We start from the raw sequence: 15002 nt of genomic DNA on the forward strand, positions 1-15002 counted from the left end.
CTGGGCGATGCCGCCGACGCACCTGGCGGTCGAACACGAGCAAGTCGGCGAGCTCACAAGGCTGTTAGACGGCGGGGCGGACCCGAATGAGACGTGGTCGAACATGACGCTGCTGTTGCACGCCATCGACATCGAGGCGGACGGCTCCAAGCAGACTGGCGAGCCGCTGACAGCCGCCTGCACCGCAGTCCTGCTCGCCTACGGGGCGGATCCCCAGCTTCCTGGACCTGATGGAACCCTCCCGTTGTGGTTCGCCCGTCGATGCGGACACGAGCTCGCCGAGCGCTTGTTGACGGCGTGGGCTGCCCGGGCTTCCTGAGCGACTCCAAATCTGGAGGCGTGGGGAACTCGCCGGGCGGTACGGTGCGGCACATGACCGTGGACGCCGCCTCAGCGCAGCCGTTGTTGCTTCTGGACGTGGACGGGCCGCTGAACCCATACGCCGCGAAGCCTTCTCGCCGTCCGCGCGGGTACGAGACACACCGGCTGTTGACCCCTCGCTGGGTTGCCGCCGAGCGGCTGCGGCTGTCCGCCTGGGGCACACCGAACAAGCGGCCCAAGCCCTTGCGAGTCTGGCTGAACCCCGATCACGGTCCCGAACTGGCGTCGCTGCCTTTCGATCTGGTGTGGGCAACGACATGGGAGGAGGAGGCCAACGCCTACGTTGCTCCCGTCCTCGGCCTTCCCGAGCTGCCGGTCATCACCTGGTCCGCGCCCCGGCCCGAGCCGGACGGCGGGGTGTTCTGGAAGACCCCGGAGATCGTCGCCTGGGCGAGCGGGCGCCCGTTCGCCTGGTTGGACGACGAGATCACGCAGGCGGACCGGGACTGGGTCGCCGTCCACCATGCTGGTCCGGCCCTGCTGCACCGGGTCGATCCTCGGCTCGGACTGCTGCCGGAGGACTTCACGGTGCTGCACGCCTGGGCTTCGGGCCTGGCCGCCGGCGGAGGGGTCAGTTCCCGGTTGCCCACTCAGCAAGCCTGATCTTCACCTGGCAGTTGTGCTCCGCGTGCCAGATGACCTCGCCGGTCACTACGGCGCCGACGAGAGGAAGGGTGGCGTCGCGAGGCATGGCCGTGATCTCGGCAAGGCCGATCGCGTCCTGGAAGTCGTTGATGGAGATGAAGACACCGAAGGGCCTTCGACCGATGACCTCGCCGGTCACGTGGGTTCCAACAGGCAGAGCCTGGCACGTCGCGGACCAGCCCGCCCGCGCCCGCGCTCCAGCTTCAACGCCGTCGTCAGGCCACGAGTACTCGTTCACCCTTCGATCATGCCAGAGTGCAAAGTCACCAGTGGGGGTGACCAGGCCGCCAACAGATACCGCGAAGATCGCTTCCCGCACACTCAGTGATCGTTTCCCGAAAGCGCGATCCGGCCTACGTGTTGGCTGCGTTCTGCCGCCACGGACGAAATGGTCGAGGACGTAGTGCGCGAGCCCTTCCGGCCAGAGGTACTAACCGTCGGTGAAGTCACGGCAGCTGTTGAGGGGCGAGCAGACCCTGCACCTCGACGAGCCCGTCCAGCCCCTGCACACTGTCCGCAGTTACCGACCTCTCGATCCGCTCTCCGCAGGACCTGGCGGACGTCGCCGATCGCTTCAACCGCCGCCCACGCAAAACGCTCGGCTGGGAAACCCCAGCCGAGCGTCTGACTGAACTCCTCGCGGCCTGGACGACCGACCACGTGTTGCAACGACTGCTGGAAACCGACGGCGAGGACCGGGCAGGGCCCTTGGATCAGGTGGCGCGGTGGGCTCAGCCGGCGCTGAAGTAGCCGAACAGGTCGACCGCCACGTGGGTGTTGCCCGCGTGGTTGAAGACCGCGAAGTTCCCGTTGGCGTCGAGCCCGGTGATGACGTGGTTGGCCACCGTCACACCCGGCGTCAGGTTGAGGTTGCTGGTGCTGGGCACGCCCGTGCCGTCCGCGCGGACCGCCAGGTAGCTCGGCGTGTCCGGCCCGATGGCCGTCACGTTGACTACGGCGGACGTCGCGTTCGCCGGCGCGGCACCGACCCCACGGGCGCCGACCGGCAGCCAGCTGTTCGCGCCGAGCGGGATGTCGGCGCCCTCACGGGTGTCGACCAGCCGGGACGGGGTGACCGGCGTGAACAGGCCCGTCCCCTCGGGGCTGTAGTAGCCGAACAGGTCCACCGCGATCTGGGTGTCGGCGCCGTGGCTGAACACCTCGACCTTGCCGTCAGCGCCCAGCGGGACGATCACCTGGTTCGGCACCGTCTGCCCCCGGGTGAAGTTGAGGTTGCTGGTCCACGGGTTCGCCGTGCCGTCGGCGAACGCCGACACGTAGCCGTCCGCGTCCGGGGCGATCGCCGTCACGTTCAGCACGGCCGCCGTCGCATCGGACGGCACACCGTCGACCCCCGCCACCTGCACGGCAGTGGTGGCCTCCGACGCCAGCGGGGCACCCGGCCGGGTGTCCAGCAGACGGGCCGGCGTCGTGGCGGTGAACTTGCCCGCCGCACCGGGCGTGTAATAGCCGAACAGGTCGACCACCAGATCCACCGAGCCCGCGTTGTTGCGGGCGTAGACGTAGCCGTTGGGACTGAGAGGCACGGTCACGAGGTTGGCCACCGTCGCGCCAGCGCTGAGGTTCAGCGACGACGTCCCCGACCCCAGAGCCGGCGAGACGTCGATGTGGGTGTCGGCCGTCGCATCCGTCGCGGTGACGTTGAGCACCACCGCCGTGGCGCCGACGGGCAGCGCCGGAGCGATCACGATCGACCCGCCGGGCCCCACCTTGCCGGACTGGGAGCTGAAGGGCAGGCGGGTGTCCACCAGCCGGCTCGGGGTCAGGGCGACGAAACCGCCGGGCTGTGCAGCGGCCTGCACAACCTGCTGCACCTCCTGCGAGCGCCCCGCCTCGTCCGTGACCGTCAGCGTGGCCGTGTACGTCCCCGGCGTCTGGTAAGTGTGGGTAGTGGAGGCGCCGGAGCCGGTGGTGCCGTCACCGAAGTCCAGCGCGTAGGTGGTCACCCGCCAGGTGCTGGCGGGGACCGAGGCGGTGAACGAGTAGGTCAGCAGCTGGCTGGCCGGCCTCACCGTCAGGACCGGAGCCAGCGGCGCGAGGTCGGTCGCCACCACCGGGGTCGGGGCGGCGGCGGTCACGGTTCCGCCGACACCGTCCGTGACCGTGACCGAGGCCGTGTAGGTCCCCGGCGTCAGGTACGTGTGGCTGAACTGCGCCTGCGTGGTGACGACCGGCGCAGTCCCGTCGCCGAAGTCGTAGGTGTAGGTCAAGGTCGTGTTCCAGCGGTTGCTCGCCGTCGCATGCGCCGTCACCGCCAGCGGCGCCGGCCCCTGGGCGGACAGGTACTGGGCGCCGCTCAGGCTGAGGGAGACCGACTGCAGGCCCACGAACTCGACGGCTCCGCGGTCGCGGAAGCCGCCGGCGCCGACGCCGGTGTTCGCAACGGTCGGATCGTCGACGGGCGCGTGACCGACCAGGTCGGTGGCGAGGACTCCGGGAGCCTGCGCATTAGCGGAGTCGACGGCCGCGGATCCCTCCAGCAGTCCGACATGCGTGCCGGCGATGTTGTCGAACCTCACGGCACTGTCGACATCGTGTGGCGCCTGACCGGTCGCGCTCTGCAGCGCCGCCGGAGAGCTGTAGCCGGTACCTGCCCAGCTGTAGGAGGACTGGCCGCTCAGCGGGTGGACGATGTTGTAGTCCACCGTGCTCTGCACGACGGAGTCGGCGGAGAGCGAGATCAGGGTGCCCGAGCCGGTCGTGCAGTTACTGTCGCTGACGATGATGTTGTTCTGCACCGAGGCACCCGAGGAGGCTCCGGTCAGACTCACTCCCCCGTGACACTGGTAGCCGATCGTGTTGTTGGTGATCACGGTACCCGGCGCGTCCGCCACCGTGAGTGCCGGCCCGCTGTTGATGGCGCCGATCTCGTTGGTGCTGATCAGCGTGGACTGCGCCCCGGCGGAGACGGATACGCCGAACCCGGCCTCCATCTCGTTCCTGGTGATCGAGACGTGGTCACTGTGGCCCGAGACCACCACCGATGCGGGGTAGGGGAGTTGCGCGCCGATCGTCAGCCGGGCGCTGATGACGTTGTTGTCGACGGTGACGCGGCTGGAGTCGGTCACGGAGACCGGCTGCAGCGCGTTGGTGAAGCCGAACCCGGCGAACGTGATGTCGTGCTGGCCGGCGATGCTCACCGCGTGCGGCCACGGGTTTCCGCCCGGGCCGTAAAGACCCTGGATGGTGGCTCCCGGGCTGCCGTCGGGGTTGCTGCCGACGAAGGTGATCGGCTGGTCCGGCGTCCCGGACCGGGTGAGGTCCACCTCCCCCTGGTAGCCGAACCTGCTCGGCGTCACCCGGACGGTCTGCCCGGGCTGGACGACCTTGGCGGCGGCGGAGATGGTGCAGTACGGCTGGGTCTGGGTGCCAGTGCCCGCATCGCTGCACTGGCTGCCCGGATCGTTGTTGACGTACAGCGTGGTCGGCGCGTCGGCGGCGGCCGGCAGGGCTGGCAGTCCGAGCAGCGTGATGGCAGTCGCAACGGCGAAGCCGGCGACATGGCGAAGGCGCAAAGTGGGATCCCCGAATCGGCGAACTGGCGTGCGCATTCTCCTCGCCAAGATCGACTGCTACAAGCCTTCCCTCTGCTCTCGACCAAGCCGTGATCGTCCCCTGCCGTCAAGCGGGCCAGCCTGATCGCCAAGACCGCAGGGCTCGCCTCCACCGCCTCCCCGGCCGCCGCAAGCGGCAGTGACCAGGACTACGGCGGACTCACCCCGATGCCGCTTGCCGCCAACGGACTTCCGCCACCGCCCGGCTGACGAGCCCTCCGCCCGCATCCCGAAGAGCCCGCTCCCCGGTCGCCGTTGGTCTCCATCCCAGCGGCGCCCCTTGCATCCCGGAACACCCCCGAACCACCACAGCAGGCCACTGAACACCGCTCCCGAAGGCCAGCCGAGTTCGGACACCACCTCGAACAAGCCCCCGCAACGCAAAGATCCCGCCCAGTCCTTACGGACCGAGCGGGATCTCGTGACCATTCACGAGTCAGAACCGTGAACAGTCGTTGGGTGGAGCTGAGGGGATTCGAACCCCTGACCCCCTCGATGCGAACGAGGTGCGCTACCGGACTGCGCCACAGCCCCAACGAGAAGAAACAATAGCACCTTCTGAAGGGGGCCCGTGACCACCCCCTCGCTGGTGGGACGGGGTGGGCTACTCGCCCGCCGCGCGTGGGCGGGCGGCGGGCGGGGTCTCGTACTGGTCGAAGAGCGGGGTGTGCGTGGACTCGGCGGGGCGGCCGGAGGTCCAGGTGCCGGGGGCCGCGAGGTCGAGGCCGCGGGTGACCCGGGGGGCGACCGGCGCGGTGACGTAGGTGGGCAGCGGGACCGGGACCGGCTCCCAGGAGTCGGGGCCGGCCGCGGCGCGCTCGCGCAGGCCGTCCACCCACTCCTGGTGGTCGGTGGCCTCGACCAGTGCCTGCCGGGCGGCGGGCGGCTCGGGCTGAGCGGCGGCGAACCGCGGCTGCGGGTGCTCGCGCTCCGGCTCGGTGACGATCGGCGCGGTGGCCGTCGCGAGGGTGGGCGCCGACCGGGCCTGCTCGCGCTCGCGAACCCGCTGGGCGGCCTGGGCGGCCCGGACGCGGTCCAGCTTCACCTCGTAGCGCTGGCGCTCCAGCCGGCGCAGGTGGCCGATGTAGAGGGTGAGCAGCAGGGCTGGCAGCCCGGGCGCCCAGAGGAAGCCGACGCCCGCCACCGCGGCCACGATCGCGCCGAGCGCGAAGGCCAGGAAGAGCACGGTGACCATGCGCCGGCGCCGGGCCAGCACCCGTGCCCGCCGGTCGCCGGCCGGATCGGCCACCGGGCTGGAGGGCCCCGCAGACACAGTCGACGGCGCCGCTGATGGCGCGCCGGAGGGCACGGCGCCGCTCGACGGGGGGTCGGCCGACGGTGCGTCAGCCGACTCGGCGTCAGGGGTGCCGTCGGAGGTCGTGGTGGGGTCGTTGTCGCCCAGGGCCCGGGACGCCCGGCGCTCCATCGCCGACCGCCCGGCGAGCAGGCGGATGGCGGTGCTGAAACGTTCGGTCGGGCGCGCTTCGTTGAGCTCGTCCTGCCTGCGGAGCCACATGGGCACCAGATAGGCAGCCCAGGCCCCTACGATGACCGCGTAGATGAGGCCGCTACTGCTCACGTTTCACACCGTACGGGCGTTGGGTAAGGGTGGGCAGCAATTTGGCGCGGCGTGTCGCACCGCCAAGCTGATTCTCTGACTATTTTGCCGGAATTTGTCACCGCTTGCCGGGCCGGCGATGCCATATCGATATGATTTTCGAACACTTATTCAATTACCTCGAACGCCAACGTTCCAGCAGTCCTTCCGGGACTTCCTCGGCCGTCAACGCGTAGACCAGGTGGTCGCGCCAGTCCCCGTCGATGTGCAGGTAGCGCGGCCGCAGCCCCTCGGAACGGAAGTCGAGTTTCTCCACCACCCGGCGGCTGGGCCGGTTCTCGGGGCGGATGCAGACCTCCACCCGGTGCAGCCCGAGAACCTGGAAGCAGTGGTCCACCGCGAGGGCCACGGCGGTCGGCATGATGCCGCGGCCGGCCACCGCCTCGTCGACCCAGTAGCCGACATTCGCCGAGCACATCGAACCCCAGGTGATCCCACCGACCGTCAGCTGGCCGACCAGCTCACCGCGGTAGAGCACGACGAAGGGCAGCATCCGCCCCGCCGCCGCCTCACGGCGCAGGTAGCGGACCATCTGACGGTAGGACGGCCGTGGCCCGACCAACCGGCCCAGCGGCACCGGCGGGACGGTGGCCTCCCACCGCCGCAGCCAGTCCCGGTTGCGGCGGCTCGCCTCCTGCCAGGCGGCGCCGTCGCGCAGCCGGATCGGGCGCAGCACGATGTCGCCGTCCCGCAGCTCCGCCGGCCAGCCGGCGCTCAGTTCTCTCCCCCCGGCTGCAGCGGCGGCCGCGGGTGGTCACCGCCCGCGAGCTGGTCGACGGCGTGCGCCAGCAGCGGCTCCAGCACCGCGAGGCCGTCGCGCACGCCGCCCGTCGAGCCCGGCAGGTTGACGATCAGGGTGCGCCCCGCCAGACCGGCCAGGCCCCGGGAGAGCGCCGAGGTGGGCACCTTCTCGCGCCCGTAGGCGCGGATCGCCTCGGCGATGCCCGGGATCTGACGGTCGATCACCTGAGCGGTCATCTCGGGGGTCAGGTCCATCGGCGAGATGCCGGTGCCACCGGTGGTGAGCACCACGTCGTAGCCGGCCGCCACCGCCTCGCGCAGCACGTCCGCCACCGGGTCGCCGTCCGGCACCAGCCGCGGGCCGTCCACCGTGAAGCCCATCCGGCCCAGGCCCTCGACCAGCAGCGGGCCGCCCTTGTCCTGGTACACCCCGGCCGAGGCGCGGTTGGAGACGGTGACCGCGAGCGCCCTCACGAGCCCTCACCGCGCGCCCAGTCGCCGCTCTTGCCACCGGTCTTGGTGAGCACCCGGACGTCCTCGATCGCGGCGGCCTTGTCGACCGCCTTGACCATGTCGATCACGGTCAGCCCGGCCACCGCCACCGCGGTGAGCGCCTCCATCTCGACGCCGGTGCGGTCGGCGGTGCGCACGGTGGCGGTGATCTCGACGGCCTGGTCGGTCACTTCGAGGTCGACGGTGACGCCGGAGATCGCGATCGGGTGGCAGAGCGGGATCAGCTCCGGGGTCTTCTTGGCGCCCATGATCCCGGCGATCCGGGCGACCGCCAGCGCGTCCCCCTTGGGCAGGCCCTCGCCGCGCAGCAGCTCGATCACCCGTGGGGCGACCCTGACCCGCCCGGCCGCGACCGCGGTGCGGACCGTGGTGGCCTTCTCGGAGACGTCGACCATGCGGGCGGCGCCCGTCTCGTCCACGTGGGTCAGGCGGTCGCCGGGTGGTGTGGTCACGTCAGTTACTCCAGCAGAACGGGGTGAATACCGCGCTACCGTACCGCTCCGCCCGCGCCGGATCGCCGTCGGTCCGTCAGTGGGACGGTGGCGCTAGGCCGAAGGGCCCAGCACCGCCGTACCGCGGGACCGCTGGACGGCGGCGGTCAGTCCGCCAGCAGGACGACCTTGACGCGCTCGCCGGCCGCCACCGCCACCGCGTCCTCATCGACCACGATCAGGCAGTTCGCCCGGGCCAGCGCCCCGACCAGGTGCGAGTCCGCGCCGCCGACCGGCGCCACGGTGCCCTGGTCCCCGTCGTACCAGCCGCGCAGGAACTGCCGCCGCCCGGCCGGCGAGCGCAGCGCGCCGGTGCAGACCGCGCGGGTCACCGGGCGGTGGACGTCCGGAGCGCCCAGCATGGTGCGGATCACCGGGCGGACGAAGAGCTCGAAGGAGATGTACGCGCTCACCGGGTTGCCCGGCAGCGCCAGCAGCGGGATGCCCGAGACGCCTTCGCCGATCCGGCCGAAGCCCTGCGGCTTGCCCGGCTGCATCTTGAGCTTGCGGAAGTCCATCCCCGCGTAGTCCGCGAAGACCTCCTTGACCACGTCGTAGGCCCCGACGCTGACACCGCCGCTGGTGACGATCAGGTCGGCCCGGCCCAGCTGGTCGTCCAGCACGCCGCGCAGCACCGCCGCGTCGTCCGGCACCCCGCCGACCCGGTAGGCGATCGCGCCGGCCTGCTGGGCGGCGGCGGTCAGGGTGAAGCTGTTGGAGTCGGAGATCTGCCCGGGGCCCACCGGCTCACCGGGCTGCACCAGCTCGCTGCCGGTGGAGAGCACCACCACCCGGGGGCGCGGGTGGACCCGCACGGTGCCGCGGCCGATCGCGGCCAGCAGCCCGAGCTGGGTGGGGCCGAGCCGGGTGCCGGCGGTCAGCACCGTCGCGCCGGCCCGGATGTCGCTGCCCCGGCGGCGGATGTGCGCGCCCTCGGCGACGTCCTGGAAGACCCGGACCTCCTCGCCGGCCGCCGGCGGGGCCATGGTGTCGGCGGCCTGTCCGGTCCCGCTGCCGCCGTCGGTCCACTCGACCGGGGCGACGGCCTGGGCGCCGGGCGGCATCGGCGCGCCGGTCATGATCCGGGCGGCCTGCCCGGGGCCGACCTTGGGCAGTTCCGCCGCACCCGCCGCGACCTCGCCGACCACGGCGAGGACGGACGGGTAGCGGGCGGTGGCGCCGACGGTGTCGGCGGTGCGCACCGCGTAGCCGTCCATCGAGCTGTTGTCGAAGGGCGGCAGGTCGCCGTCCGCGACCACGTCCTCGGCCAGCCGGCAGCCCTGGGCGTCGAGCAGCTGCAGTTCGATCGCCGGCAGCGGGGCGACGCCCGCCAGCACGTCGGCGAGGTGCTCATCGACGGTCCAGTGGCGCTGCCCGGGCGCCTCGGCCCCGCACGCGTCCGGAGTGCTGCCGTGCTGCTCGGTCATCGCCACCGACGCCTCTCGCTCGTCGCCGCCGCGGCCGGTCGGCCGCGGCGGCTGCCCAACTCTGCGGCTCTGCTCAGTCCTGCATCTCGCTGCTCACGAACTCCCGCAGCCAGCTGCGGAAGTCCGGGCCGAGGTCCTCGCGCTCGCTGGCCAGCCGGACGATCGAGCGCAGGTAGTCCGCGCGGTCGCCGGTGTCGTAGCGGCGGCCCTCGAAGAGCACACCGTGCACCTGGCCGCCCTCCGCCAGGCTCAGCGTGGCCAGCGTGCGCAGCGCGTCGGTCAGCTGGATCTCGCCGCCGCGGCCCGGCTCGGTCTTCTTCAGCACCTCGAAGACCGCCGGGTCGAGCACGTACCGGCCGATCACCGCGTAGTTGGACGGCGCGTCGGCCCGCTCCGGCTTCTCGACCAGGTCGGTGATGTGGAAGACGTCCGGGCCGAAGCCGTTCGCCTCGACCGCCGCGCAGCCGTACAGGTGGATCTGCGCCGGGTCGACCTCCATCAGCGCCACCACCGAGCCGCCCAGCTCCTGCTGGACCTCGATCATGCGGGAGAGCAGCGGGTCGCGCGGGTCGATCAGGTCGTCACCGAGCAGGACGGCGAACGGCTGGCCCGCCACGTGCTGCTCGGCGACCAGCACCGCGTGGCCCAGGCCCTTGGGGTCGCCCTGGCGCACGTAGTGCATGTTGGCCAGCGAGACCGACTCCCGGACCCGGCGCAGCTTGTCCACGTCGCCCTTGCGGGAGAGCAGCTCCTCGAGCTCGTAGGCGCGGTCGAAGTGGTCCTCCAGCGCGCGCTTGTTACGGCCGGTGACCATCAGTATGTCGGAGAGGCCGGCCGCGGCCGCCTCCTCCACCACGTACTGGATCGCCGGCTTGTCGACGACCGGCAGCATCTCCTTGGGCGTGGCCTTGGTGGCCGGCAGAAAGCGCGTCCCGAGACCAGCGGCAGGCACGACGGCCTTCGTGACGGGCAGGCGGGGATTCGTCGTCGTCATGCGTTGACCTTACTCAGGCAGGATGACCGCCCTGACCGGTGGCGAGGTCGATCGGCTACGCGTGGACCTCGTCAGCACCGGTCACGGCAGCGACAGTACGGGCGGCACCGGCCTGGGCGATGGGGCCCGGACCGGCACAGGGCGACAGGTTACCGTGCCTTTCCGCGCTCATTGCCCGGGTACGGCCCCGCTCCGCGAGCTCCGCCCGCTCCACCCGCTTGGCCGCGGCCAGCGCCCGGTCGGCGGCGCGCAGCAGCGGCACGGGGTGGCTGCCGTCGGCGGGCAGCACCGCGATGCCGGCGGTGGCGCGCAGGCCGTTGCCGCTGCCCGGCGCCGGGTCGGCGGACCAGGGGGTGCCGGACCAGTCGAGCAGCCGGTGCCGGCGCACCGTCCAGCAGAGCCGCTCGGCGACCTTGGCCGCGCCGGCCCGGTCGGTGTCGGGCAGCAGCACCAGGAACTCGGTGCCGCCGTACCGGCCCAAGGTGTCCGTGCGGCGCACCTCCAGGCTGAGCCGCTGGGCCAGGTCGCGCAGGATCGCCTGGGCCCGGCCGCGCCCCTGCTCGGCGGTGACCAGCTCGAACCCCTCGACCTCCAGCAGCACCACGGCCAGCTCCCGTTGCGGCTGGGTGGGCGGTCGGCGGCCGCAGCGCGCCACCTCGCGCTCCAGGGTGCGCTTGAGCAGGTCGAGGTTGGCCACGCCGGTCAGCGGATCGCGCACCGCGCTGTCCGCCAGCTCGGCGCAGCGGCGCTCCAACTCGGCGAGCCGTCCGCGCAGGCCGCTCTCGCGGGCGGCGGCCGAGCGGGCCGCGCGGCGCAGGCGCACGGCGAGCAGCGTGCTGAGCCCGGCCAGCGGTGCGCTGAGCAGGGCGGCGGCCTGCACCAGGAGCTCAGTGGACATCGGACTCCCTGCCGGGTACGGGTAACCAGAGGATCGGCCTGCGAGAGGATCAGCGGACCACCCGCGCACCGAGGAGCGGCCATGACCGACGATCCCTTGTACAACGACAAGGCCGCCCTGAGGTCACACCTGCTGGCCGAACGCCGCGCGCTGTCCCCCGAACGGCGGGCGGCGGCCGCGCTGGCGCTGGCCGAACGGGCGCTGCCGCTGCTGCCCGGGGGCGTCACGGTGGCCGCCTACGTCTCGGTGGGCGCGGAGCCGGGCACCGGGCCGCTGCTCGACCTGCTGCGCGAGCGGGGCGTACCGGTCCTGCTGCCGGTGCTGCTGCCCGACAACGACCTCGACTGGGCGCCCTACCAGGGCCGCGAGCGGCTCGCCCCGGCCGACCGGGGCCTGCTGGAGCCGATGGCGCCGACCCTCGGCCCGGCGGCGATCGCCACGGCCGGCCTGGTGCTGCTGCCCGGTCTCGCGGTGGACCGGCGGGGACTGCGGCTGGGCCGCGGCGGCGGCTCCTACGACCGGGTGCTGGCCCGGCTGGCCCGGCTCGGCGCCGAGCCGCTGCTGGCCACCCTGCTCTACGAGTCGGAGCTGCTGGACCTGCTGCCCACCGAGCCGCACGACCGACCGGTGCACGCCGCCGTCACCCCGGCCGGCGTGCACCGGTTCGACCCTCGCGTCACGGGGTCAGGGTGAGCTTGTTCTTCGTCGCGGCGTTCACCGAGCTGCTGGTGTAGGCCCAGGTCAGCAGCTTGCCCTGGGACCAGAGCGCGGTCTGGTCGTCGTAGTTGGGGCTGAACGCGTGCCCCGACTCGCCGCCCACGTTGATCCACCGCGAGGCGTCGAAGTCGCTCAGGTCGACCACCATCCGCATCGACGGGATCCAGTCCACGTCGTAGCCCTCGGCCGCCGTCCAGCCCGCCGCGTCGACCGCCGCCGAGCCGCCGCCGAGGTTGACGGGGCCGCGGTTGAGCAGCCGGTGCATCACGCCGGAGAGGAACCCGGAGTTGTCGATGCCGAGCGTCTGGTTCTTGAGGTTCAGCTGGTGCAGCCGGCCCCAGCTCCAGGTGGAGACGTCCTTGCCGAGGTGGGCGGTGAGGTCCTGGCGGGCGTCCTTCATCGCCTCCTTGAGGATGTTGTCCAGGCCGTGCTGCTGCTGGTGGTTGGAGTCGATGTAGCTCCACCAGGGGCTGTTGGGGTTGCCCAGCTGCTGGCGGACCACCTCCATCCACTGGTCACCACCGTCCGGCTGCGCCTGGCTCGGGTTGCGGGTGCCGCACTGGTTCACCACCCGGGTCTCGCCGCCCACGGTGCCGGCCGGCTGGTTCGGGTCCGCCTTCTGCTGGACCAGCAGGCAGTCGCCCTGCGCGCGGACCGAGGCCGGGAACTTCTGCCCGAAGGCCAGGATCAGCAGCTGGCGCCAGACGCCGTTGTAGTAGGCGGCGGCGGCCGAATCGGCGTCCTGGTTGTAGTTCCAGTCCTTGAGCAGGTCCTGCGCCTGGCGCACGTACGGGTCGTTGATCTGCTCCTTGAGCAGCATCGGGACCAGGGTCTTGGCCATCACGCTGGTGTTGTCCAGCTGCATCGACTGCATGTCGTCCGGCGAGATCTTGCCGCCGTTGGCCAGCTTGGCGTTGATCTGGTCGGTGATCTCCTTGGCCCGGGTGCCGTACTCCCAGTCCGTGGTGATCAGGTACTTGTAGGACGGGTCGACCACCGGCTGGTTGGCGGTGACGATGTAGCCGGAGGTGGGATTCTCCTCGTACGGCAGGGACTTGAACGGGATGTAGCCCGTCCAGTTGTAGCTGGAGTCCCAGCCGGGGGCCGGGTAGCTGCCGTCGCCCTTGCCGCGGATCGGGATCACGCCCGGGGCCTGGTAGCCGATGTTGCCCTGGGTGTCGGCGTAGATCAGGTTCTGCGCGGGGACGGAGAAGTTGGCGGCCGCGGCGCGGAAGTCGTTCCAGTTGGTCGCCTGGTCGAACCCGAGGATGGCGTCCATGGTCCGGCCGCTCTTGCTGTCCTCGTCGAGCCCGGTCCACTTCAGCGCCACGCCGTAGCCGGTGGTGCCGCGGTCGGGCGCCGCGTTGCCGACCGGCGCGTAGGTGCCGACCTGCTGCTGCTCGGTGCTCTGGTCGGAGATCAGCGGGCCGTTGTTGGTGGTCCGTACGGTGATCACCCGGTCCGGGCCACCGGCCACCTTGATGGTCTCCTGGCGGGTGGCGAACTGCTGGTCGTTTCCGTTGACCAGGTAGGTGTTCGGCCCGGTGACCTTCTCCAGGTACAGGTCCGCCACGTCGGCGCCCATGTTGGTCATGCCCCAGGAGATGTTCTGGTTGTGACCGATCATCACCCCGGGCATCCCGGCGTAGGTGAAGCCGGTCACGTCGAACGGGCAGCTCGTGCTGACGCTCCGGCAGTGCAGGCCCATCTGGTACCAGTCGTTGGGCATGCTGGGGCCCAGGTGCGGGTCGTTGGCCATCAGCGGCTTGCCGGTGGTGGTGTTGGTGCCCGCCACCACCCAGGAGTTGGAGCCGATGCCCGAGCCCTGCGGGCCGAGCAGCTGGGGCAACGAGCTCATCTGGTCCGAGACGTTCTGCAGCAGGCCCTGGGTGACGGCCGCGCTCTGCTTGGTGCCGCTCTGGTTGGTCGAGCCGGCCGGCGGCTGGTAGCCACCGCCGGCGTCGACGGTGCCGGTCGGCACGATGGTGCCGTTGCGGGTGTAGGGGTAGTCCGGGTAGAGCTGGGCGAGCTGGTCCGGGGTGAAGGTCTGGCTCAGCAGCGAGCGGTCGATCTCCTGCTGGACGTTGCCCGAGAGGTTCCAGGCGATCGCCTTGAGCCAGGCGACCGAGTCGACCGGGGTCCACTGCTCCGGCTTGTAACCGCTGTGCACTGTGCCGAGCAGGGTGTACTCCAGCGAGGCGCTGGCACCGCCCGGGTGCTGGCTCAGCCAGGCGTTGACACCGTCCGAGTAGGCCTGCAGGTACTGCTTGGTCTGCGGGCTGAGCTGGGTGTCGTACTCCTGCTGCGCGACGTTGCGCCAGCCCATGGTGCGCACGAAGGCGTCGGCGTTCACGTCGGCGGCGCCGAACATCTCGGAGAGCCGGCCCGCGGTGATGTGCCGCCGGACGTCCATCTCCCAGAACCGGTCCTGCGCCTGGACGTAGCCCTGCGCCTTGAACAGGTCGGCGGGCGTGTCGGCGTAGACCTGCGGGATCCCGTTGGCATCCCGTTCGACGTCCACCGAGGACCCCAGGCCCGGGACCTTGACGGTCCCGCTGAGCTGCGGCAACGAGGCTTGCACGGTGTGCACCGCGTACCACCCGCCGGCGCCGGTGCCGGCCACCAGGAGCACGACGAGCACGAGCACGATCAGACGGGCGCGCCGGAACTTCTTGGGAGAGCGGGGCGAGCGGGGCATCTGGGTCCTAGCGGCAGAGAGCGGAGCAACGTCACAGAGGTGGGTCGGGCCGTGGCCGCTCACCACATTAGGACGACTCGGGTGGCGCGAGCGCACGGGGGACACCCACGGTGGAACCAGAGGGACCCTACCGGGCCCGCGTGAGGGGGACGGCTCACCCGTCCAGGTCAAAGATCAGGTAAAATGTTAGACTGGTTAACGATCCATCCGGTGACCATCCGCGGATGGTCGTCCGCCAGTCCGCTCCGGGCCGCCCACGAGGCCGTTCGGGGCGTTTCGTGCCACCACAGTGACCCCTCCCGCG

At 71.4% G+C, this 15002-nt stretch carries 13 protein-coding genes, 1 tRNA gene and 1 pseudogene; 4 read left to right on the forward strand and 11 right to left on the reverse strand.

Translation table 11 applies throughout. The annotated features are described in order from the left end of the window. Positions 1 to 103: 103 nt before the first annotated feature. Both P3T41_RS11420 and P3T41_RS11425 read left to right on the forward strand, forming a co-directional pair. Positions 104 to 319: a hypothetical protein gene (locus P3T41_RS11420; protein WP_348533646.1), complete on the forward strand. Its 216-nt coding sequence runs from the start codon at positions 104 to 106 to the stop codon at positions 317 to 319. A 53-nt stretch (positions 320 to 372) separates the two neighbouring features. After that, positions 373 to 984 carry a hypothetical protein gene (locus tag P3T41_RS11425; RefSeq protein WP_280689579.1) on the forward strand — a complete coding sequence of 204 codons (612 nt, stop codon included), beginning with the start codon at positions 373 to 375 and terminating at the stop codon, positions 982 to 984. Here the strand turns inward: P3T41_RS11425 and P3T41_RS11430 are convergent. After that, positions 953 to 1264, reverse strand: a complete 312-nt coding sequence (locus P3T41_RS11430) for a hypothetical protein (RefSeq protein ID WP_280689580.1) — start codon at positions 1262 to 1264, stop codon at positions 953 to 955. The genes P3T41_RS11425 and P3T41_RS11430 overlap by 32 nt on opposite strands. A 284-nt stretch (positions 1265 to 1548) precedes the next feature. On the opposite strand from P3T41_RS11430, the pseudogene P3T41_RS11435 reads away from it, so the two are divergent. Beyond that, positions 1549 to 1671 (forward strand): annotated as a pseudogene (locus P3T41_RS11435) (IS30 family transposase); the annotation flags it as partial. Between the two features lie 86 nt (positions 1672 to 1757). Here P3T41_RS11435 and P3T41_RS11440 read toward each other — a convergent pair. The 9 genes from P3T41_RS11440 to P3T41_RS11480 form a co-directional block, all read right to left on the reverse strand. After that, a complete protein-coding gene (locus P3T41_RS11440; protein ID WP_280689581.1) occupies positions 1758 to 4562 on the reverse strand; it encodes a PKD domain-containing protein in 2805 nt (934 codons plus the stop codon). Between the two features lie 499 nt (positions 4563 to 5061). Further along, positions 5062 to 5135 (reverse strand) — tRNA-Ala (locus P3T41_RS11445). A 70-nt stretch (positions 5136 to 5205) separates the two neighbouring features. Then, the gene (gene glpR / locus P3T41_RS11450) at positions 5206 to 6180 is read right to left on the reverse strand and encodes a gephyrin-like molybdotransferase receptor GlpR (RefSeq protein ID WP_280689582.1); all 975 of its coding nucleotides are present in this window, start codon (positions 6178 to 6180) and stop codon (positions 5206 to 5208) included. Positions 6181 to 6334: 154 nt separating this feature from the next. Then, positions 6335 to 6937 carry a GNAT family protein gene (locus P3T41_RS11455; RefSeq protein ID WP_280689869.1) on the reverse strand — a complete coding sequence of 201 codons (603 nt, stop codon included), beginning with the start codon at positions 6935 to 6937 and terminating at the stop codon, positions 6335 to 6337. Next, positions 6934 to 7434, reverse strand: a complete 501-nt coding sequence (locus P3T41_RS11460) for a MogA/MoaB family molybdenum cofactor biosynthesis protein (protein ID WP_280689583.1) — start codon at positions 7432 to 7434, stop codon at positions 6934 to 6936. Before P3T41_RS11460 ends, P3T41_RS11455 begins: the two co-directional genes overlap by 4 nt. Further along, positions 7431 to 7868 (reverse strand): cyclic pyranopterin monophosphate synthase MoaC, encoded by a 438-nt coding sequence (moaC, locus tag P3T41_RS11465; RefSeq protein ID WP_280689870.1) that lies wholly within the window; start codon positions 7866 to 7868, stop codon positions 7431 to 7433. Before moaC ends, P3T41_RS11460 begins: the two co-directional genes overlap by 4 nt. A gap of 203 nt (positions 7869 to 8071) precedes the next feature. Next, entirely contained in the window at positions 8072 to 9391 is a 1320-nt protein-coding gene (gene glp / locus P3T41_RS11470) for a gephyrin-like molybdotransferase Glp (protein WP_280689584.1), read from the reverse strand. Between the two features lie 73 nt (positions 9392 to 9464). Next, the gene (gene galU / locus P3T41_RS11475; protein WP_280689585.1) at positions 9465 to 10385 is read right to left on the reverse strand and encodes a UTP--glucose-1-phosphate uridylyltransferase GalU; all 921 of its coding nucleotides are present in this window, start codon (positions 10383 to 10385) and stop codon (positions 9465 to 9467) included. 55 nt (positions 10386 to 10440) lie between these two features. After that, positions 10441 to 11283, reverse strand: a complete 843-nt coding sequence (locus P3T41_RS11480) for a GGDEF domain-containing protein (RefSeq protein ID WP_280689586.1) — start codon at positions 11281 to 11283, stop codon at positions 10441 to 10443. Positions 11284 to 11364: 81 nt separating this feature from the next. Here P3T41_RS11480 and P3T41_RS11485 point away from each other — a divergent pair, with 81 nt between their 5' ends. After that, entirely contained in the window at positions 11365 to 11976 is a 612-nt protein-coding gene (locus P3T41_RS11485; RefSeq protein ID WP_280689587.1) for a 5-formyltetrahydrofolate cyclo-ligase, read from the forward strand. On the opposite strand, the gene P3T41_RS11490 is transcribed toward P3T41_RS11485, so the two are convergent. Next, a complete protein-coding gene (locus P3T41_RS11490; protein WP_280689588.1) occupies positions 11960 to 14698 on the reverse strand; it encodes a penicillin acylase family protein in 2739 nt (912 codons plus the stop codon). The two genes, P3T41_RS11485 and P3T41_RS11490, sit on opposite strands and share 17 nt — an antisense overlap. Positions 14699 to 15002 lie beyond the last annotated feature (304 nt).

This window comes from Kitasatospora sp. GAS204B, from assembly GCF_029892155.1.
In the GTDB taxonomy this organism is placed as follows: Bacteria; Actinomycetota; Actinomycetes; order Streptomycetales; family Streptomycetaceae; genus Kitasatospora.

Bases quoted from the DNA above. Each gene is read 5' to 3' on its own strand.
- P3T41_RS11420 (WP_348533646.1), top strand. From the start codon at position 104: ATGACGCTGCTGTTGCACGCCATCGACATCGAGGCGGACGGCTCCAAG.
- P3T41_RS11425 (WP_280689579.1), top strand. From the start codon at position 373: ATGACCGTGGACGCCGCCTCAGCGCAGCCGTTGTTGCTTCTGGACGTG.
- moaC (WP_280689870.1), bottom strand. From the start codon at position 7,868: ATGGTCGACGTCTCCGAGAAGGCCACCACGGTCCGCACCGCGGTCGCG.
- glp (WP_280689584.1), bottom strand. From the start codon at position 9,391: ATGACCGAGCAGCACGGCAGCACTCCGGACGCGTGCGGGGCCGAGGCG.
- galU (WP_280689585.1), bottom strand. From the start codon at position 10,385: ATGACGACGACGAATCCCCGCCTGCCCGTCACGAAGGCCGTCGTGCCT.
- P3T41_RS11480 (WP_280689586.1), bottom strand. From the start codon at position 11,283: ATGTCCACTGAGCTCCTGGTGCAGGCCGCCGCCCTGCTCAGCGCACCG.
- P3T41_RS11485 (WP_280689587.1), top strand. From the start codon at position 11,365: ATGACCGACGATCCCTTGTACAACGACAAGGCCGCCCTGAGGTCACAC.
- P3T41_RS11490 (WP_280689588.1), bottom strand. From the start codon at position 14,698: ATGCCCCGCTCGCCCCGCTCTCCCAAGAAGTTCCGGCGCGCCCGTCTG.